Annotated in this window: 15 protein-coding genes and 2 pseudogenes; 10 read left to right on the forward strand and 7 right to left on the reverse strand. The window is 54.7% G+C overall.

Features of this window, described 5'->3' with window-relative positions:
• Window positions 1–5 precede the first annotated feature (5 nt).
• Window positions 6–1,637, reverse strand: coding sequence for an amidohydrolase family protein (locus RLO149_RS17930; RefSeq protein ID WP_083825485.1), 1,632 nt, complete (start codon window positions 1,635–1,637; stop codon window positions 6–8).
• Between the two features lie 97 nt (window positions 1,638–1,734).
• On the opposite strand from RLO149_RS17930, the gene RLO149_RS17935 reads away from it, so the two are divergent.
• The 3 genes from RLO149_RS17935 (at window position 1,735) to RLO149_RS17945 (ending at window position 4,728) form a co-directional block, all read left to right on the forward strand.
• On the forward strand, window positions 1,735–2,769 hold the full coding sequence (locus tag RLO149_RS17935; protein ID WP_013963501.1) for an AraC family transcriptional regulator: 1,035 nt from the start codon (window positions 1,735–1,737) through the stop codon (window positions 2,767–2,769).
• 350 nt (window positions 2,770–3,119) lie between these two features.
• Window positions 3,120–3,476 (forward strand): hypothetical protein, encoded by a 357-nt coding sequence (locus RLO149_RS17940; protein WP_013963502.1) that lies wholly within the window; start codon window positions 3,120–3,122, stop codon window positions 3,474–3,476.
• Window positions 3,451–4,728, forward strand: a complete 1,278-nt coding sequence (locus RLO149_RS17945) for a hypothetical protein (RefSeq protein ID WP_148264397.1) — start codon at window positions 3,451–3,453, stop codon at window positions 4,726–4,728. Before RLO149_RS17940 ends, RLO149_RS17945 begins: the two co-directional genes overlap by 26 nt.
• A 331-nt stretch (window positions 4,729–5,059) precedes the next feature.
• Here the strand turns inward: RLO149_RS17945 and RLO149_RS17950 are convergent, their stop codons facing one another.
• The 4 genes and pseudogenes from RLO149_RS17950 to RLO149_RS23850 all read right to left on the reverse strand — a co-directional run.
• A complete protein-coding gene (locus RLO149_RS17950) occupies window positions 5,060–6,178 on the reverse strand; it encodes a DUF2793 domain-containing protein (RefSeq protein ID WP_013963504.1) in 1,119 nt (372 codons plus the stop codon).
• Between the two features lie 10 nt (window positions 6,179–6,188).
• Window positions 6,189–7,952 (reverse strand): annotated as a pseudogene (locus RLO149_RS17955) (phage tail protein); the annotation flags it as partial.
• Window positions 7,953–8,210: 258 nt separating this feature from the next.
• The gene (locus RLO149_RS17960; RefSeq protein ID WP_148264398.1) at window positions 8,211–8,390 is read right to left on the reverse strand and encodes a hypothetical protein; all 180 of its coding nucleotides are present in this window, start codon (window positions 8,388–8,390) and stop codon (window positions 8,211–8,213) included.
• 212 nt (window positions 8,391–8,602) lie between these two features.
• Window positions 8,603–8,749 (reverse strand): annotated as a pseudogene (locus tag RLO149_RS23850) (IS3 family transposase); the annotation flags it as partial.
• Between the two features lie 778 nt (window positions 8,750–9,527).
• Here RLO149_RS23850 and RLO149_RS17970 point away from each other — a divergent pair.
• Window positions 9,528–9,920, forward strand: a complete 393-nt coding sequence (locus tag RLO149_RS17970; protein WP_013963506.1) for a hypothetical protein — start codon at window positions 9,528–9,530, stop codon at window positions 9,918–9,920.
• Between the two features lie 82 nt (window positions 9,921–10,002).
• Here RLO149_RS17970 and pncB read toward each other — a convergent pair whose 3' ends face one another.
• Together pncB and pncA are read right to left on the reverse strand one after the other, a co-directional pair.
• Window positions 10,003–11,295: a nicotinate phosphoribosyltransferase gene (pncB, locus tag RLO149_RS17975; protein ID WP_013963507.1), complete on the reverse strand. Its 1,293-nt coding sequence runs from the start codon at window positions 11,293–11,295 to the stop codon at window positions 10,003–10,005.
• Window positions 11,288–11,896: a bifunctional nicotinamidase/pyrazinamidase gene (gene pncA, locus RLO149_RS17980; protein WP_013963508.1), complete on the reverse strand. Its 609-nt coding sequence runs from the start codon at window positions 11,894–11,896 to the stop codon at window positions 11,288–11,290. Before pncA ends, pncB begins: the two co-directional genes overlap by 8 nt.
• Before the next feature lie 118 nt (window positions 11,897–12,014).
• Here pncA and trhO point away from each other — a divergent pair, with 118 nt between their 5' ends.
• The 6 genes from trhO (at window position 12,015) to RLO149_RS18010 (ending at window position 18,942) form a co-directional block, all read left to right on the forward strand.
• Complete coding sequence (gene trhO / locus RLO149_RS17985; protein ID WP_013963509.1) at window positions 12,015–12,905, forward strand: oxygen-dependent tRNA uridine(34) hydroxylase TrhO; 891 nt, start codon at window positions 12,015–12,017, stop codon at window positions 12,903–12,905.
• 189 nt (window positions 12,906–13,094) lie between these two features.
• Window positions 13,095–13,934 (forward strand): flagellar motor protein MotB, encoded by an 840-nt coding sequence (locus RLO149_RS17990; protein ID WP_013963510.1) that lies wholly within the window; start codon window positions 13,095–13,097, stop codon window positions 13,932–13,934.
• A 100-nt stretch (window positions 13,935–14,034) separates the two neighbouring features.
• On the forward strand, window positions 14,035–15,345 hold the full coding sequence (locus RLO149_RS17995) for a flagellar hook protein FlgE (protein WP_013963511.1): 1,311 nt from the start codon (window positions 14,035–14,037) through the stop codon (window positions 15,343–15,345).
• 43 nt (window positions 15,346–15,388) lie between these two features.
• On the forward strand, window positions 15,389–16,834 hold the full coding sequence (gene flgK, locus RLO149_RS18000; protein ID WP_013963512.1) for a flagellar hook-associated protein FlgK: 1,446 nt from the start codon (window positions 15,389–15,391) through the stop codon (window positions 16,832–16,834).
• A gap of 3 nt (window positions 16,835–16,837) precedes the next feature.
• Window positions 16,838–17,842 carry a flagellin gene (locus RLO149_RS18005; protein WP_013963513.1) on the forward strand — a complete coding sequence of 335 codons (1,005 nt, stop codon included), beginning with the start codon at window positions 16,838–16,840 and terminating at the stop codon, window positions 17,840–17,842.
• Complete coding sequence (locus RLO149_RS18010) at window positions 17,839–18,942, forward strand: flagellar basal body P-ring protein FlgI (protein WP_013963514.1); 1,104 nt, start codon at window positions 17,839–17,841, stop codon at window positions 18,940–18,942. The genes RLO149_RS18005 and RLO149_RS18010 overlap by 4 nt, the downstream gene beginning before the upstream one ends.
• The last annotated feature ends 343 nt before the right edge of the window (window positions 18,943–19,285 follow it).

The following is a 19,285-nucleotide window of genomic DNA, read 5'->3' on the forward strand; positions in this document are numbered from 1 at the left end:
AAATTTCATTTCGTAACAGTGTTGCGTATTGGTCGACCGTATGGCGCGTCCAGCACCAGTTCACCGTCGCGCACTGCGAAGCCACCGTTTACCAGCACGGTTTGCACACCAAGGGTCAGTTGGTTCGCATTGGCGAAAGTGGCCAGGTCGGCGACCGTCAGCGGATCAAAGACGACAATGTCGGCGTCCATCCCCACTTGAATTCGACCCTTGTTGCGCATCTGCGGCACGCTTTCTTCCAGCGTCTGGGCTGGCATCAGCGACATCTTGCGGATTGCTTCGGAAAGCGACAACAGCCCACGCTCGCGTACGTAGGAGCGCAGGATTTTGGTATAAGACCCAGTAGACCTTGGATGGCCGAACACCTTTTCTGGCAACGGCCATTCATCTCCTTCATAGAATTTCACATTCCCATCTTCGTCGAAGTACGACCAGAACACTGAATCCGAGGCGATCAACACCGAAGGATGTGTTACCGAGGCATCCAGCAGGGCGAGATTTTCCGGATTATTCTCATCGAGGAAGTGCCAGGTGATGAAGGTGCCGGGCTTGTTCGCCTGATAGTCAGCCAACTCCTCCTCGGACATCCGGTCCGCGCCAAGCTGGAAATTGTTGGCGGTCGAGTCCATCCGCTCGCGCCAGTCAGGGCCGCTGAACATGGCCGCCCCGACGACAGTGTTAGCGGCACCATAAGGATAAGCTTCTGTCGTTACGCTGATGCCTTGGGCCTGCGCCTCTTCTATCAACGCCAGAGTGGCATGAATATCCGAGAGCGAGGTCGAATTTATATGACACAGATGCATATGCGCACCGGTAATCGCGGCGTTGCCGATCAGTTCCTTTACGGCCTCGAAGGAACTTTGCGGCTCAGTATTGCTGGCGTACCGAACGTGCGTAAAGGTTGGAACGTTGTATTCCTTGGCCAGTTCGGCAAGCGCGAAATACTCCTTCTGCCCATAGCCCGGCGCGTAGCCTGCGTTGATGCCGATGCCAAGCGCACCTTCCTTTAGGCCTTCCTCGAGCAGTGAAAGGATGTGCTCGGATTGATCCGCATCGGCGATGTCCATTTTCCAGTCGTTACGTATCTGTGCATCCTGAAAATAGGCGGCAGTTGCCAGCGGATCGGTATCGGAAAAGGTTGCGATCCGGCTGTATGTCCAGCCTGCAGCCGCACCATAGTTCATTGGCAGGTTCTTGGTGGCCTGCGTTTCATACCAGTCGCCGATGGGTAAAAGCCCGGATTCAAGCTCCAGTCCTGTAGTGACGCCCTGAATCACCTGCATCCGGTAGTCACCTATATTCTGGCCATGATGATGCAAATCGATGAAACCAGGCGACACCACGTGCCCAGTGGCATCGATCACAACATCGCCCTCGAGTGGGAATTCGCTGATGGCCACGATCTTGTCGCCTTCGATGGCAACATTCCGAATGGCATCAAGCCCGGTCTCTGGGTCGATCACCCGACCGCCCATGATCACAACGTCATTGGCCAGCACGACCACAGTTGAGGAGAATAGAGCGGCTATCGCAGAAGCAGCCAAATACTTTGCTTTCAACACATTCAATTCCTTCGCATTTTCAAATCTTCCGACCCGTCCAGTCGCCAGAAATTCTATCTCAGGTACCGCAGACATCTACCATGGTTCTCGAACTGGTTATTTACATCTCGCGCCATCCAAGCGAAAATGCTGTCACCTGAAGTAAATTTTTAGCAGAAAGGCGGGAGCCCGGATGAACAATCGGTCTGACCCAAAGTTCACACGGGCAATGCTGGTGCTGCTCCCGCTCACCACAGTGTTTGCCCAACGGGGCGGCGATGTTGAAGCTCTGTTGCTTAGACACAAGATACCCAACGCCGCGCTGACCACTCCGACGATGCTTGTCGATGCGTCCGCATGCTACGCCGCAATGGAGGATATGGCGGAAACCCTCGGCGATGTTCATTTCGGCGCAAAGGTAGCAACTGAAGCTGCAAACAAAGGCGCACCAGCCATTTGGAAAGCAGCAAAAAACGCCGTGACTTTGGGAGATTTTCTTGCCCGGATCGTTGTGGAAATCGCGACGCAAGTTGACAATGTGCGCTACTTGTTTTCCGCATCAGCTGACGCCGCCAGTTTCGAAGTCAAGCGTACTCTGAGGGTTTCAGGGCCAACTACACAACTGGATGCTATCGGCGTTGTCTTCTACGTAAGCCTGATCAAACGGGGATTGGGAAATACATTCGATCCAAAAAGCATCATCGTTACTGCGCCAACCAATGCAGGCTTTCCACCGGGCTTCCTGCCTAAAAGCTCTTTCATCAAGTCCAACATTAACGGCCTGCGAATTTCTTTCCCTCCGCAATGGCTCTGGGAGCCGTTTTCACCCGGCTGGGACGTGGTTGAGACTCCGAGGGGAAAGTTCGCACGCGATGGTAGCGACGACGGTGCAACGGTTGCCTATTTTCGGAGCCTGCTTGTGGCGAATATCGGTGTCGAGGGTCTGTCGCTAAACCGTTTTGCTGAATTCTGCGGCACGCACCCACGCCAGATGCAGCGCATTCTGTCGGCCCAAGGCGTCACCTATAGTCAGATGAAAGACGAGGCCCGTCGGCACCTCGCGGTTGAGCTTGTCGCGAACACAAACACACCTATCGCGCAGATCGGATTGCGGGTTGGCCTCTCGAGCCCGTCAGCACTAACTCGAGCATTCAGGCAGTGGACCGGGAAGACACCTTCGCATTTTCGTGCCGAAACCACGCGAGCCCAAAAACCATCAGAACTGTGAATAGCGGGACGCTGGAAGTCCGCTTTCCACCCTTCGCGACGGATTCTGCACTTTTCGTCAAAGGGAACTAAGGGCTCATACCGAACCTTAGCTGCGCGATACCTGAAGGACCGAAGAGCGGACTTTGCCGACCTTCGCTGCGACGGCGCTAATGGCGGCTTTCGAACTTCCTCAAAATCGGATTGGCTAAATTATGTAGATTTGGGTGCATCCCCTCCCATTCGGTAGTGGTTGATACTTGATGTTCCTTTCAACTTGTTTGAATCTGTATTTATGCGCGTCTGATGACCTGATTTGCGGCTCAGCTCTGCAAATTGGCAAGACTTCTAGGGATTTGAGGAGGTATTGGAATGGAAGATTTCTTGTCAGCGTTACCATTAGTAGCAAGTAGCGGGTACGCATATATTGCTTACATTCTTACTCTGATAGCTTGGTTCCTGATTGCTTTGCGGGTTCGAAGGCACTCCATACTTATGAAGAATCTGCGCGCTTTGCCGTCTAAGGATAGGTTGCAAGCAGTGCAGATGGAAATGGGCACAGCAAGTGTTCCCCCCGATTTGACCCCAGATCAATGGCTCCAATCAAAAGTGAACTTTTACTATCTGGTAGCTTTTGGCATTTTTTGCGCTGTTTTAGTTGTCATACTGAGTCTTGCATACTTTGATCCGAGTGGAGAAGTGATTGGGAGGTTTGGAAGTGCCGAGTGATGTGCCGACGGCGTTCATAAGGTTTTTATTTGCTGCATTTTTGTTCGCGAGCCCTGTCAAAGCAGACCAAATAGTAAACCTGCAAAACGGCAAAATGCCCTACTCATTCGATGAAATGGTTTTCATGGGCTGGCCGGATCGAAATTTGTCTAGTTTTGAGGTCTCTTATTCGACTTCGGTTAATGGGGAAGCTGTTCATATTTTTCCAGATTTCGAGTACCTGAATTTTCTTAAGGAAGAAAAATCGGTAGTTGGAGTTCATTTTTGGTGGTCTCCGTTTGAATTTGTCCTTCCGGAGATGGCTATTCGAATTGCAAACGACACCCAAGATCAAGTGTTCGTAGATCAGGCAAAATTCTATGTACGATCGAGCGAAATAGACTACAAACCCGTACCTGTTTTCGAGCTCCTTACTAGGATCGACTCAATACATATCATTAATGAGGGTTGGGGACCGATGGAAGATGCCTCGACGAGACTCTCAATAGTGAGCCACGAGCGATGCATTCAAGAAGATCAAATTGTTATTGAAGACGGTATATTTGAATTCGCGCTCGGCGAAATAGAAGAGCAAATGAATTTCTCGGTTCTAGAGGCGATCCCGTCTGACCTTTTGGCTCATCCCATCGTCTGTGCGGTGGGTGAACTTACTTACAAAGAGCGTTCCGGACATTCTCATAAGATACCATATCGAACTACTGTGAATCGCATCGATCCTCCGCCCGGTGCGCCTGCGCCACCATCGGCCACTTATTTGCTTCGTCTCGTAGCGGGGAAATCAGGTTACGAAGTCAGCGTTCCACTCTCTCAAATCATATCTCCACAAAGCTTTGACCACTTTCAGATTGCTGTCATTTCCGACATGTCAGCCAACTATCAGTTAAGTGGGCAAGTTGAGACTATTTCCGGGGATGTGGTTGCTAATGCGAACATTGAAATTGACTACTTTCGACCGCGAAGCGCATCTGAGCCATCTTTACCGGATGTCTTCTACCAAGAAGTGAGCTCAGAATACCATCCTCAGGGTGAGTTCAGTGATCTTTTTGTAAGGGCGACACAGAATCCATCAGAGCCAGAAAATTTCATTCTATACGTCACAAGCGATTGGTTGAATCTCGACCGGGCGAATAGAGATATTCTGCACCGAGCGATCAGTGCAAAGCTGCAACAGCTTGGCCTTAGCGAGGGTTACTATCGATACGTGGTTGGAAACGACGAGTTCGGTGGAAGTGGGCCTTTTTATTGGAAGTAGCTAGAAGGTGCCCAGTCCGAAAGACTTCGAGATTAGACAAAGTGTAACAAGTAAACGACCGTCAATTTGATACACCGCACACCGTTAGCCGACATCCATGCGCAATGCAGCATTGGTCGATCAGGGCTCTCACCCGGCTTTCGCCGCACGCTACACGAAAGGCCGCTGTCGGGAAAACGGGCCAAACTTTGCAAATTCCGCCCTCTGAGCACAGATGCCGTTCGATCTAGGGAATTCGAACGGCTGTTATCACTGGAACTTGCGGTTGCACCGTTACAACGCTGTCAATCATCTATCCGCTTAATCTCAGCCAGTGCGTATCTCCCGCTGCTCAGCCGACCTTGCAGCCCCAGAAGGAAGTGTGATCGGCCGCGAAGTAGCCATCCGCGACCCTGAAATAGCCCTGCAGCTCGACGGTATCGCCCGCCGTCAGCGGCACCATGGTCTGCAGCCAGATCGCGGTGGCGAGCGAGACATGGGTGGCGGAGCTCTCGCCGAAGGAGCCACGAATTTCGGTTGCGCCGTTCAGCACCAGCCGCCCCCGCATCCTCGCCGTCGCGCTGGCGTTGATCTTGTAGAGCAGCGTCGCGCCGAAGAGGTAGGTGCCGTCGACCGGTGCTGTGAAGAGGTTGGTCCCAGAATCGAAACAGCCCTGATCGTTATAGTCGGTGTTGTTCAGGCCGATCTTCGTCCAGGTGCCGACACCTACATAGTTGTCGTAGTTCGTCCAGGCCTTGAAGCGCGGCAGCTGCGGCTGGTCGACGATGCCGTTCGTGTTGTCGACGGTCAGCCCGTCGAAGAAGGTGCTGCCGTCAGCCGAGACCGCGAGGCGGAAACTGTCGGAGCCGAAGATGCCCACCAGCGCCTTCGTCACGAAATTGGTCTGGAGCGTGAGCCCGAGATCATCGGCGGCGTTCTCCTTATTCATCGTGTAGAACAGATCGCCGGTCCCGCCTTCGGCGACGGTCGTCGCCGTCCAGAGGGCTGCGTTAAGCTTGGCTGAGAACGGGTTGGCGGCATCGGCGGTGGTGCCCAACCCCAGCAGCGCGAGGTTCTGCAACTCGCTGGGCGTGGTGCCGACCCAGCCGGTTCCATCGTAGACCAAAAGCAGCCGTTCTCCGGGCAAACTCTCCCCCGGAGAGTTTGCTGATCCGTCGAACTCCTCAACCCACGCCCGCCAACCGGGCCGGGGTGGGAGTTGAAGCCAGGCCCCATCGACCCAATAGGCGATGCTGTTGTCCCAGCCGGACCAATCGTCCGTTGCCCCCGGGGCGACGAGAAACCGGTCGCCATCGTTCGGGTCGGGCGGTGGCGCGGTACGGGCCGCGCCGCGAACAGAAAGGTGCACGAGCCCGTCGAGCAGGCGCAGGGCCTCGTTGTGGGTGACATGCTTCTGGGCCTGCGCCGCGAGGATGTAGGGCAGTAGCAGATTGGTCGTGTTGTCGGACATGGGTTGGCCTTCAGAAGGTTAGCGTGACGGTTTTGGCCGCACCCCGCCCGATCAGGGCGGAGAGCTGGAAGATGCGGATGTCGAGCGTATCGCCGAGGCCGAGCAACGAGCCCCAATCGGCGGTCTGCTGGGCAGCGGTGTAGATTGCGCTTGTCGTGGTCACGCTCAGCACCCGCTTCACCGTGCTGCTATCGAGGATCTCGACCTCGTAGGCTTCAACCTCTTCGATCAGCGGCACCTCCACCGCGCCCCAGCTGACGGCTGCGAGGGCCCGGGACCGCCGCGTCCAGCGGATCGTCAGATCGCCGGGCGTGCGCGGCCCTCGCCAGGGCTGCTCCACATGGGCCACAGAGAATGGCCGCAGACCGGCACCAACTGGCGTAAAACTCTTGGCGACATAGGTCTCGTCACTGACAGAGCGACTTGCCGGGCCGATGCGCCAATTCCACGGCAGCCCGAGATCGGCCTCGGCGATTGGCAATGACGCCAGCGCAGCGTCCAGCACCACGACCCGCGCGCCTGCCGGAGCCGGACTGCCCATCGCGCCCTCGGTGCCGCGCTGTCCTCGCAGGAGCCGCGTCAGCCTATAACGGCCCGGCGCGATCAACTCGGCAGCGCCTGCCTGCAGGATCTCCCAAGCGCCGGGCGCGCTTTCCACGGCCAGCGCATTGGCCCCGCCAAAGAGGGTCAGGTGCATGACGCTCTCAAGCGTTCCGGTCAACAGCTCAACCACCAGCTCATTGCCGAGATCGAAGCGCGAAGTCGGACCTGCGTAGAAATCCGAGACCAGCGCGCCGATCCGGGCACGGCCGCCGAAGGTGGTCAGCAGACCGAACCCGTCCGTCGTCGGGCTGCGAAAAACTGCCATTTCACCTGGCCAGGGAACGGCATGGGCAGCGATGAGCGGCCGATGTGCGGGCTGATCCTCGGTCAGCTGTGGCAGGTCCATCAGCACCACCTCGGGTGCACCGAACACCACGGCCTTTGAGAGCGACGACGGTCGTGGCGATCCGGGCGGCAGGTCGTGGGCTTCCCGGTCCTGGCGAACGGCTTCGATCCCACGTGCATCTGCATCGGCGATGGAGACCAGCCGCAGCGGAATGTTCCGCCCGTCATGAGCCAGCGTCACCACATCGGCCGGATCCAGTGCCAGCCGCGAGGGCGGCAGTCGAAACGCGGCCGTTTCCCTCCCGGTCCAGGCTTCCATCACCGCGCGGCGGCAGCGCCGTTCAGCTTCCTCAGGCGGGACCGCCATCGGAAAGCTCTCCGAGGCAATCCGCGTCGTGTCCACGGTGATGCGCCGCGCCTCGACGAGGGCGGCGTCATAATCCTCGTCAGCCCGTGCAACCTGCCATTTGAGCGCCTGCGGCAGTTCGGTTTCCTGCGCGCGGGTCAGTTCCAGAACGTCGCCGTCGCGGGCCCCGCTCCCCGCGTTCGGGGCAACCAGATCGTCGTGCGTCACGCTGGCCACGGCGGCACGCCCGCGCATGACAAACCGGATAACGCCCTCGGTCTCCACCGCGTCGAAGCCGAAATGCCGCGACAGCGTTGTGATCGAGGTGCGCGGGCTTTCGAGCGCGCCAATGGCGTAGCCCTCGACCGCGCCCCAGAGACCGGTGACGTCGATCCGGGCCTCGGGCATTCCGGAGTGCAGACAGAGATGACGGACGAGTGCCGCCAGCGATACCGCACCAAGCCGCCCTGTCAGCCAGTGGCCGAGACGCCAGTTCGCCCCGTCTGTCCAGATGTCGGTCAGCGCCGGGAAGAACGGATAGCCGAAGCGCGGCGTTCACGGCGATGGCTCCTGATACGACACCTGTTGATCGGGACCATCATTGGAACTTGCGCGGGACTTTTTGCTATTCGGGGCATCTTCATATCTCCAACCACAAACATCGTAGGCGTTAAATAAGTGGTGAAGCCCATTACATTGCAATTGGTCGGGTTCGGTGCGGTTTCGAGGATTAGGCGAAGGCGGGCTCCCGCAACCAAACTAACTTGCAAGGCGTCCTTCGGGACGTCTTTGTTCGTTTTAAAACCCATCAATCACGGCTTTTTGTGCCGTAATCGCCAAATCGGTCAGTTGTGGATGAACTTGTGCCTTGGCGGCCATTCCAAGACTGCCCACCAATTCGCCGTGAAGATCAGATACCAGACGGTTTTCGCCTACGGATGGTGTAATAGCAATCATCTCAACCGGGGATCGAACCACATGAGCCGCCTCAGCACGATGCTCAGGCACATTCAGGGTTTCAATCAGTTTGCCGACCTACTTTTCATACAGACGGGCCTTGTGTGGATGACTTAGAGGCAGGGCCACGGCCGCTGCTCGTCGATTTTTGACGTTGTCACTTTTTCCAGTGGTTTCTTGAGTACAACGTAGTCCAACTTCGTATCCGCCAGCGAACGCTCCAGCTGCGCTTATTCATCGGTGATAGCAAGTAACTTTGCCGCATCGGCATCCTTCATGCCACCATTCTGCGACTTGAGCCTGTTGGACGCCTCCTGGCTGAGACCGTTCCTGCGGCGCATTTGCGCCGTCGGCAGCCCGGTTTCTTGTTCTTTGATCATCCCGGTAATCTGGACTTCGGTTGTTACGGGTCTTGCACGTCGGTTTGTTCCTTCGAAAGGGTGAGCAAACTCTAAATTGAAGAGAGGGAGGTTTCGGGAGGCAGGGCATTGACCAAAGCACCTCATAAGACACTCGGCAAACACCTATAACTGGGTTTCAATTTGGATTTTCAGCTCAGAACTCACATGAAAGCCCGATACTGAACGCCACATTTTCAAGGGTGAATTTCATGATTTATATCAGACCATTAAGAGCGATTTGGCAAGAAGTGCCTGAATAAAACACCCCCACCCCATGCGTAATCCAGTCAAATTTTAATCAATGTTTCCGCTCCAGTGACGGAAAACACCCAAATTTGAAATTCAATAACAACTTGTATAAACTTTATCTCAATGCGGCGGGATTGATGATTGCCGTACCGTACAAAATCTGGGTGGGGCAACGCTTTGGAGTTTGTACATGTGGTCCTGGACCTTTCTGACGACCGTTTACGGCGTGATTGGCTGCGTAAAAAGCGGTTGTTTCAACTGCGTCAGTGGTGTTGTTCCAGCGCTTAATCATCTTGGAAATGACAGTTCCACAAGCCTTCGACGCTTACAACCGGCCGTCGTGGCACGAACGCCCGATTGCAATCGTACCATGAAAACCTTTTTCAACAGGCGCCGCCAGCAGGTTGAGTCCACGTGCAAAACCCATCAAGTGCATGCGTAAAAAAACCTAACGAGTAACCAGTAAGAGCAGAGAGCTGCTCAGTTTTTTAAAAAGTGAGGATCAAAAATGACTGTAAATCTGGCCAGAGCGCGCAGGCTGAATGCTTTGAACCGTCGCAATACAGACCGCATGCTCGTCGACCCGGCAGCGCATTGTTCGCAGGTCAACCTGCCCGATGATGGCACGGTTGCAGCCTATCTGATTGATGCTCTTGGACACGGGTGCTGTGTAGAGGCTCTGGAAACAGAAACCGGTTGGTCAAAGTCCACCGTGGTCATCAATCTTTACAAGGTTGCGAAAAAATCAGGTGTGGGTATCCGCCGGAGCGCCAAGGAACTGCACCTGGTGCTGCCAGAAGGTTCAGATCATATTTATCCACGCGCGAAAGTCGTAGCCACCGGAACCACACTACACCCCATGAACGACAGGATTATAAACATGCCAGATCAGACGGCGTGACTGCACACTTTTGATGAACCCTGAAAATGCGGCTGTCAGAGAGCAGATGTGCTGTGAACCCGCGGGCAACGGGGTACATCCTTTAAACGATCACGTCCTGCGCGCGTTGTGCACCAACGTCGAACACGCGCTTATAGCGTTCGATTTCCGAGGCGGGGCCCATCGCCTTGTTTGGATTATCGGACAGTTTCACGGTGGGGCGCCCATTTGCTTCGATGGCTTTGCAAACCAGTGAGAATGGCGCAAGGCTGTCTTGCGGCACCAGATTTCGGAAGTCATTCGTCAAGAGAGTTCCCCACCCAAAGGATGGTTGCACCCGCCCCGAAAACTGGTGGTGCAGGCTGCGGATCTTTTCCACATCCAGACCATCACTGAAAATCACCCGCTTTTTGCTCGGGTCTTCACCTCTTGAGCGCCACCAGGCGATCGCGTCTTCGGCGGCTTGCACAGGGTCACCGCTATCCACTCTGATCCCTGTCCACCCGGCCAGCCAATCCGGCGCTTTTTCCAGAAAGCCGCTGGTGCCGAAGGTGTCCGGCAGGATGATGCGCAGGTTGCCTTCGTGCTCATCGTGCCAGTCAGACAGGACGTCATAGGGTGCTTGCGCCAAAGCGCTGTCACCCTCCGCGAGGGCGGCGTAAACCATCGGCAATTCATGCGCATTGGTTCCGATTGCTTCCAATTCGCGGTTCATGGCAATCTTGCAGTTGGATGTGCCGGTGAACGACGCGCCAAGACCTTCCCGCATCGCTTGAACGCACCAGTCTTGCCACAGGTAGCTATGACGCCGACGCGTGCCAAAATCAGCAATCGACAAGCCCGGAATGTCGCGCAAACCTTCTATTTTTTCCCAAACCCGCGTCATTGCCCGCGCATACAGTACTTGCAGCTCAAACCTGTCCATCTGATCGAGTACCGCGCGCCCGCGCAGTTCCATCAGCACTGCCAAAGCCGGAATTTCCCAAAGCATGACCTCGGGCCAGCTGCCTTCGAATGTCAGCTCAAACTGATCGCCTTTGCGTTCGAGGTGATAGGCCGGGAGACGGAGGTTTTCGAACCATTCCATAAAATCCGAACGAAACATCTGACGTTTGCCGTAAAAGGTATTGCCGCGCAGCCATGTGCTTTCCCCGCGCGACAGGGAAAGTGAGCGAATATGATCCAGCTGTTCGCGCAACTCCCCCTCATCAATGAGTTCGGCAAGGGGGATATGTGTGGATCTGTTGATCAGGCTGAATGTCACGCGCGTATCGCGTTTATTGCGGAAAACCGACTGACACATCAGAAGCTTGTAAAAATCCGTGTCGATCAACGAGCGTACAATCGGGTCGATTTTCCATTTGTGGTTCCAGACGCGGGTTGCGATATCAACCATTCGCTGTCTCCAGACGCACGCCGGCATTTTGCATCGCTTGATGTGCTGCATTACGCGACCCATCAAGGTCAATCGCGCGGCACAGGTCTTCGCGCACTGTGACGTCGAATTTCAATTTGGCGGCATCGATGGCCGAATAATTCACGCAAAAATCGAACGCCAGCCCGACCAGCGTCAGTTTTTCAATCCCCCGGCTGCGCAGGTAACCTTCAAGTCCTGTTGGCGTTTTGTGGTCATTTTCAAAAAACGCGGAATAGCTGTCTATGGCCGGATTATACCCTTTGCGCAGGATCAAATCTGCGGCGTCACTTTGCACATCAGGATGGAACCGCGCGCCGTCAGAACCCTTCACACAATGGTCCGGCCACAACACTTGCGGGCCATAGTCCATGTCGATCAGGTCGTAGGGCGCCTGCCCCGTGTGCGACGAGGCAAAAGAGGAATGACCCGCCGGATGCCAATCCTGTGTCAGCACAACGGCATCCGCCTGCTGCATAAGTGAGTTGATGCCCGTGACTATCCCATCCCCATCTGGCACGGCAAGTGCGCCGCCTGGACAGAAATCAAGCTGAACATCGATGACAATCAAAGCGTGGGTCATGCGTTTTTCTCCCGTCTGGAGTATGGCTAAGCGCCTGCGTGCAGCCCGTCAATGCCGACGGCGGTGATGCGCCACAACACTCTTGCCTGAGAGGGCGCGCAGGCGTATCCCCTCGCCCATGTTTATTATTGCCGCACTCTATCATTTCACCCGCTTTGACAACCCGGCGGCCCTGAAGCCTGCCTTGCTGGACCTTTGCAACGCACAAGGCGTGACCGGCACGTTGTTGCTTGCACCCGAGGGCATCAATGGCACGATCACAGGATCGCGCGCCGGGGTTGATGCGGTTATTGCACACCTGAAGGCTCTGCCCGGATGTGCCGGTCTTGAGTGGAAAGAAGCACAAAGCGAGCGGGCAAATTTTGGCAAGATGAAGGTCCGCATCAAGCGTGAAATCGTGACGATGAAGCAGCCGGATGTCGATCCGCGTGCGCAAACGGGGCATTATGTGACCCCGGCGGATTGGAATGCGCTGATCGCGCAACCCGATGTCGCGGTGATCGACACCCGCAACGATTATGAGGTCGAAATCGGCACGTTCTCAGGCGCGATTGACCCCAAGACCCGAAGCTTTGGCGAGTTTCCTGCCTGGTGGGAGGCCAACAAGCACCGCTTTCACAATAAAAAGATCGCGATGTTCTGCACGGGTGGTATCAGATGTGAAAAATCCACCAACTACCTGCTTGGTCAGGGAGTTGAGGATGTGTTTCACCTGAAAGGTGGTATTCTCAAGTATCTCGAAGACATCCCGCAGGAAGAAAGCAGTTGGAACGGTGCCTGCTTTGTTTTCGACAATCGCGTCAGTGTGGGCCACGGCCTTGAAGAGGGGCCGCATCTTTTGTGTCACGGGTGCCGTCAACCGATCCTGCCGGACGACAAAAACCGACCTGAATATGAGGAAGGTGTCAGCTGTCATAAATGTTTTGAAACGACATCACCCGAGGATAAAGCACGGTTTCGCGAACGTCAGAAACAAATCGAGCTCGCCAGAAAGAGGGCTGCTTCCTGACCTGTTTGATGCACAGGCCTTTTTTTTAACGGTTGTGAGACAGGATAAAGCCGCCGCCCTTGCCCGCGTGAGTGCGATCCGTAACCCAACACTCACCCCAAAACCCAGTCAAACGTTTTCGCCGTTAAGCGAACTGAAACATCTTTCAGTGTATTGCTGGCTTTGGGTGAACTAAAGAGTGGTGGAGACATGGCTGCGCAGAGTAATCTGGCACCAGTCATCATCAAGAAAAAGAAAAAAGTCGTAGGAGGTGGTCACCATGGTGGCGCCTGGAAGGTCGCTTACGCGGACTTCGTGACTGCGATGATGGCCTTTTTCATGATGATGTGGCTGTTGAATGCAACGACTGAACAACAACGCGCGGGCCTCGCGGATTATTTTGCGCCGACGATTCCGATCAATCGGATCTCCGGCGGCGGCGACGGGGCGTTTGGTGGCGACAGTATCTTCTCCGAAGAAACCTTGCCGCAAAACGGGCTCGGCGCAACATCACAGCACGCGACCCGCAAGAAAGCCGCCAGCGGAGAGAGTGGTAACGATTCTGACGGTGGCGAACAGGATTCGTCCGACGAAGAACTCCAGGCCCTCATCGAAGAGCTTATGGGCCGCGGTGGTGAATCGACCGTCATGGAAAATGCACTTGAACACATCGTGACCCGCATCACGGATGAAGGTCTGGTCATTGAACTGTTTGCTCTGGATGGCCAGCCGCTATTCCAACCAAACTCCGATGATCCAACGCCCTTGATGACACAGCTCGTCGAACTGGTAGCAAGCGTTGCTTTCGCTGCAACGAACAACATCGCAATCGGGGCTCATGTGCCATCACGTCCAATCGTTGTCGCACAAAACCCTGTGTGGGACGTGTCGACGGATCGCGCGACACGCACACGGCTTATGTTGCAGGAAAATGGTCTTGAGCCGGAAAGAATGCACCGTGTCACGGGTCATGCAGATCGCGAGCCGGTCCACCTGAACCCAATGGCAACACGCAACAGCAGAGTGGAAATCGTGCTCCTTCGTGAATAATGGCAGAAATAGGGCGCATTTTATATGTTAGCTCAGTGTTAAGCCCAAGCCGCTATCTGATGATACCAAGAACGGATTATCACATCAGAAAGGCGTGCCCATGTCGATTTCATCTTCGCTCAATGCAGGCGTTGCAGGTTTGCAGACAAATTCGCAGCGATTGGCGTCCATCTCGGACAATATCGCAAACTCGTCGACCTTTGGATACAAGCGGGTGCAAACTGACTTTGAGTCGATGGTCCTCTCCTCGGGTGGCGGGTCATATGCTGCCGGGGGTGTGCGGGCGAATACGCAACGCCTGATCGATGAGCGCGGCACGCTGGTCTCGACGTCAAACTCTACTGACCTCGCAGTGCGTGGGGGTGGCATGCTGCCAGTGGCACAATCAGCACAGGTCCAGACCGCAGGTGCCGACGCCCCAATGTTTCTGACAACCACCGGCTCGTTTCGCACGGATGCTGAAGGGTATTTGACATCGCAATCTGGTCTCGTGCTGATGGGGTGGCCCGCTGCAGCAGACGGGTCAATTCCTGTATATCCGCGCGATACAGCTGACGGGCTGGAACCAGTTCGTATTGCCACTGGGCAACTCGCTGGAAACCCGACGACCTCCATGTCTTTGGGCATAAACCTCCCGGCTACGGAAACAGAGGCGGATTCAGCCGGTCTCACTGAGCAAATTTCTGTTGAGTATTTCGACAACCTCGGCACCTCGCAGAGCGTTAGCATCACCTTTACGCCAGACGTGCCAGCGCCGGGCAACCCTGCGACCAACACCTGGACGATGGAGATGTTTGATTCTGTCAATCCGGCCGTTTCCATTGGTTCGTACACTTTGGAGTTCAACGACTCTCGGACGGGTGGCGGTTCCCTTTTTGATGTGACACCAATAGGTGCAAGTCCCGCTTACAGTGACACGACAGGCCTGATCACAATCAACGTGGCAGCAGGCCCGATCGAAGTCGACATCGGCGCGCTTGGTGATACCGAGGGCTTATCCCAGCTTTCCTACAGCTTCGCACCGATCTCGGTTACAAAAGACGGATCAGCAATTGGCAACTTTGTCGGTGTTGACGTTGACCCCAATGGGTTTGTGCGCGCGTCATTTGACACCGGTGAGATCAGGACAATTTATCAGATTCCGTTGATTAATGTGCCTAATCCAAATGGGCTACAGGCCTTTGACAGCCAAACGTACCTTCCCTCCAGACAAAGTGGCGCGTTCTTTCTTTGGAATGCGGGTGACGGGCCGACTGGTGATATTGTGTCATTTGCACGTGAGGAATCCACAACAGATGTTGCTGGCGAATTGACCGATATGATCAAAACCCAACGAGCCTATTCTTCGAATGCGAAGGTCATTCAGACTGTTGATGAAATGCTCCAGGAAACAACCAATATCAAACGTTAACCCGCAGTAACTTTTAGCAATTTAGCAACCTAGAGAGGCCGAGATGTCAATTTCAGGAGCACTTTCCAACGCGATGACCGGCCTGCGCGCAGCAGGACGGACGTCAGAAGTCATATCGGCAAACCTTGCGAATGCCATGACTCCGGGCTACGGCGTACGAAATTTGTCTCTCTCTTCGTCACAGCTTGGGGGCGTGGCTATTGACGGTGTCATGCGCAGTGTCGACCCAAGTTTGTTGGCGGATCTGAGGTTAGCAGACGCAAGTTTTGGCAATGCAACCGACCGGACCAAGTTTCTAAACGACTTTGAAAACCTCCTTGGCACTCCTGACCAGGCTGATTCACTGGCCGGGCGCATGGCTGAATTTGAAACGACGCTCATTACTGCGGCCAGCAGGCCCGACGCGCCGGAGCGATTGAACGGGGTCGTTGATGCCGCTCGGGATATCGCAAATCTGATCTCAGCTGCGTCGGACGGAGTCCAGCAAGCGCGCAGTGATGCAGACCGTTCAATCCAAGTGCAAATCGATCGCCTGAATACATCTTTACAGAACGTCAAAGAACTCAATTCGCAAATTACACGAACCATATCAACAGGGAGCGATGCCTCAGCACTCTTTGACAGCCGCCAGGCGATTGTCGATGAGATAAACGCAATTGTCCCAGTACGATTGGTGCCACGGGACAATGGGCAGATCGCGCTCTACTCAACAGGTGGTGCAATTCTGCTCGACGGCGGCGTTGCCGAAATCGAATTCAATGCGGTTAATCAAGTCACACCATTCATGACGCTGGGCAATGGGACTTTGTCAGGGCTTAGTGTCAATGGCTACCCTGTCAGAACGGATAGCGCCAGAGGCACCTTGGGTGGCGGAACCTTGGGTGCGCAATTCGAGATCCGAGATGAACTGGGTACATCCGCTCAGACGCAATTGGACGCCTTTGCCAGAGACCTAGTCGAACGTTTTCAGGACCCTGCCGTTGATCCAAGTCTAGCTGCGGGTGATCCCGGGATTTTCACCGATGCTGGTGTAGCATTTGACCCATTGAATGAAGTCGGCCTTTCTGCACGGTTGGGCATAAATGCTGACGTCGACGAGCGGCAAGGCGGAGAGTCCTGGCGCATCAGAGATGGCGTTAATGCCGTGACCCCGGGCGATGTTGGTGATGCACGGCTTATTCAATCTCTGTCAGATACTTTGACCGCAAAACGTACTCCTGCATCAGGTGAATTTGGCGCCGGGTCGTTTTCAGCCATGAACCTGATCTCGACGTTGACCTCGCAGGTCGGGTCAGATCGGAGCAGAGCAGAGCAGTCACTGAGCTTTGCGTCGTCTCAATTTGATGAGTTGACACAGCAGATCTTGGCCAATGGTGTGGACAGCGATCAAGAGTTGCAGCGACTTCTAATTGTCGAACAGGCTTACGCCGCAAACGTCAGAATGATCGAAGCCGCAGACGAAATGATGCAAACTATTTTGAGGATATAACAAGTGAGTTCAGTCTCTTTAGGCGATTTATCCCAAGCTTTCATGATGCAGCGGCGCAGTGTCGCTCTTCGCCAAGACATGACCAAGCTCACCGAAGAGCTGTCCAGCGGTCAAGTCAGCGATATCAAGGAGGTTCTAGCTGGCAATCACAATTACCTTTCTGGTTTGGAGAGGTCTTTGGAGACGTTGAATGGGTACTCTGTCGCAAACAGCGAAGCCAAATATTTTACTGGTGCCATGCAGTCCTCTCTTGACCGTGTCCAAGACTTCAGTGGCCAACTCGGGCTGGATCTGATCCTTGCGGGTGGCGGGCCTGTCGGTGTCATCGCAGGTAGCCCTTCGGAAAATGCAAAAACGCAACTTGAAGGGATTCTAAATTCTCTCAATGCGGACATTGCAGGCAAGAGCCTGTTTGCGGGTGCAGCAACAGACCAAGTACCTCTTGAAAGCGCCGAAACGCTCCTTACCGAACTGCGCATTGCGTTGGCTGGTCAGACCACGCCCGATGACATCATGACAGCTGCTGAGAATTGGTTTGCTGATCCGGCGGGTTTCGATGCCTTGATTTACACAGGCTCCGCAACTGCATTGGCACCTTTTTCCCTTTCCGAAACGGAACGTATCTCATTAGACGTCAGGGCGAATGATCCGGCCCTGAAGAACCTCTTGATGAATGCCGCTGTGTCCGCGTTGGCGGATGATCCAACCCTTGGGCTAACAGTACCGCAACAATCAGAGCTGTTTAGAACTGCCGGCCTCGGCCTCCAGTCGAACCAGGACCAGTTGACCGATCTGCGTTCACGTATCGGCTTCACCGAAGCGCGTATCGAAATGATCGCGTCACGAAATCAGGCTGAAGAAACCAGTACTGAAGTAGCACGAAACGCTCTTTTGCTGGCTGACCCGTTTGAAACAGCAACTCAACTGGAGAATGTACAGTTCCAGCTCCAAGCGCTTTACTCTGTAACAGTCCGAAGCTCTCAGCTGTCACTGGTGAACTTCCTATGAAGTACTTGATCCTATTGATGATGCTGGCTTTTTCAATTGTCAGCACGGCCCATGCTGGTCCTGTGCGCATTAAGGATCTTGTCGAGTTTGACGGCGTAAGAGGAAATGACCTGGTCGGATATGGACTGGTGGTGGGCCTGAACGGATCGGGCGATGGCTTGCGAAATGCACCATTCACCGAAGAAATAATGTCAAATATTTTGGAACGACTGGGCGTAAACGTCAGCGGAGAACAATTCAGGCCTAAGAATGTGGCAGCTGTTTTTGTAACGGCTGCGTTGCCACCGTTCGCGCGTGGGGGCAGTCAAATTGATGTCACCGTCTCGGCGATCGGCGATGCAAGTAGTCTGCTGGGTGGGACCTTAATCATGACGCCAATGAACGCGGCAGACGGACAGATATACGCCGTTGCACAAGGCACGATTATTGCTGGTGGCGCAACCGCTGAGGGAGACGGCGCAAACGTTACGCAAGGTGTACCCACATCGGGTGTTATCCCTTCAGGAGCGCGCGTAGAACGCGAGATTGATTTTGACCTGTCCAGCTTGAGCGAACTGCGATTAGCCTTGAGAGATGCGGACTTCACTACCGCCGCACGCATTGAGGCGGCCATAAACAATGATTTCGGACGTCCAGTCGCACTCATGCTCGACTCAGGAACGGTGAGCTTGAATGTAGATAGCACCGAAATGATCTCAGTCGCGCACGCTCTTGGCCGGATAGAGAATATTTCGGTAGAGCCAGAACGGAAAGCCCGTGTGGTCGTAGATCAACGATCAGGTACAATTGTAATGGGCGAAGATGTCCGAATATCGAGGGTGGCGGTCTCGCAAGGCAACCTGACGCTGCGAATTCAAGAGGCACCAATCGCGATACAGCCGAATCCTTTTGCTGAGGGCGAAACGGTCGTTGTACCGAGGACTCGCGCAGAGTTGGAAGAAGAGCCCGGAATAGGTTTGGCCGAAGTCCCTGATGGCACATCGCTGTCAGAGGTTATCGCGGGTCTAAACGCTCTGGGTGTTTCGCCAAGGGATATGATTGATATACTTAAAAGCATAAAGGCCGCAGGCGCATTACATGCAGAATTTATTGTCCGCTAGGCCTGTTTCTAGTACCTTGGTGCGGGGTGTGGTGCAGTCACGCACTGTATTGAATGTACGATATCGCGAAGACCAAACACCTGCTCGACCTCCAATTGCGTATCAGACAAATAGCCCTGCCGCAGTCGGCCCTTACCCCAATCGTGATCGGCGACACTGAATTTGGAGGTGTGGCGCGTGTCAGATTTGCGACGCTCCCGTTAAGGGCGGCGCTCGCAACGTCGCTTATGAACGCGGTAATTTCAGATTAACCAGTAGTGTGAATTCTCAACTCGGATTCAGGGTTAGTTCAGCATGTTTAGCCACAGTGTTTTTGCAAGAAGAACAAAGCTGGAAATCGCTC

Source organism: Roseobacter litoralis Och 149, from assembly GCF_000154785.2.
Classification (GTDB): Bacteria; Pseudomonadota; Alphaproteobacteria; order Rhodobacterales; family Rhodobacteraceae; genus Roseobacter; species Roseobacter litoralis.

What these genes read in the sequence shown, in the direction of transcription:
- RLO149_RS17930 (WP_083825485.1), bottom strand. Translation starts at nt 1,637, where the DNA reads ATGTCTGCGGTACCTGAGATAGAATTTCTGGCGACTGGACGGGTCGGA.
- RLO149_RS17935 (WP_013963501.1), top strand. Translation starts at nt 1,735, where the DNA reads ATGAACAATCGGTCTGACCCAAAGTTCACACGGGCAATGCTGGTGCTG.
- RLO149_RS17940 (WP_013963502.1), top strand. Translation starts at nt 3,120, where the DNA reads ATGGAAGATTTCTTGTCAGCGTTACCATTAGTAGCAAGTAGCGGGTAC.
- RLO149_RS17950 (WP_013963504.1), bottom strand. Translation starts at nt 6,178, where the DNA reads ATGTCCGACAACACGACCAATCTGCTACTGCCCTACATCCTCGCGGCG.
- RLO149_RS17970 (WP_013963506.1), top strand. Translation starts at nt 9,528, where the DNA reads ATGACTGTAAATCTGGCCAGAGCGCGCAGGCTGAATGCTTTGAACCGT.
- pncB (WP_013963507.1), bottom strand. Translation starts at nt 11,295, where the DNA reads ATGGTTGATATCGCAACCCGCGTCTGGAACCACAAATGGAAAATCGAC.
- pncA (WP_013963508.1), bottom strand. Translation starts at nt 11,896, where the DNA reads ATGACCCACGCTTTGATTGTCATCGATGTTCAGCTTGATTTCTGTCCA.
- trhO (WP_013963509.1), top strand. Translation starts at nt 12,015, where the DNA reads ATGTTTATTATTGCCGCACTCTATCATTTCACCCGCTTTGACAACCCG.
- RLO149_RS17990 (WP_013963510.1), top strand. Translation starts at nt 13,095, where the DNA reads ATGGCTGCGCAGAGTAATCTGGCACCAGTCATCATCAAGAAAAAGAAA.
- RLO149_RS17995 (WP_013963511.1), top strand. Translation starts at nt 14,035, where the DNA reads ATGTCGATTTCATCTTCGCTCAATGCAGGCGTTGCAGGTTTGCAGACA.
- flgK (WP_013963512.1), top strand. Translation starts at nt 15,389, where the DNA reads ATGTCAATTTCAGGAGCACTTTCCAACGCGATGACCGGCCTGCGCGCA.
- RLO149_RS18010 (WP_013963514.1), top strand. Translation starts at nt 17,839, where the DNA reads ATGAAGTACTTGATCCTATTGATGATGCTGGCTTTTTCAATTGTCAGC.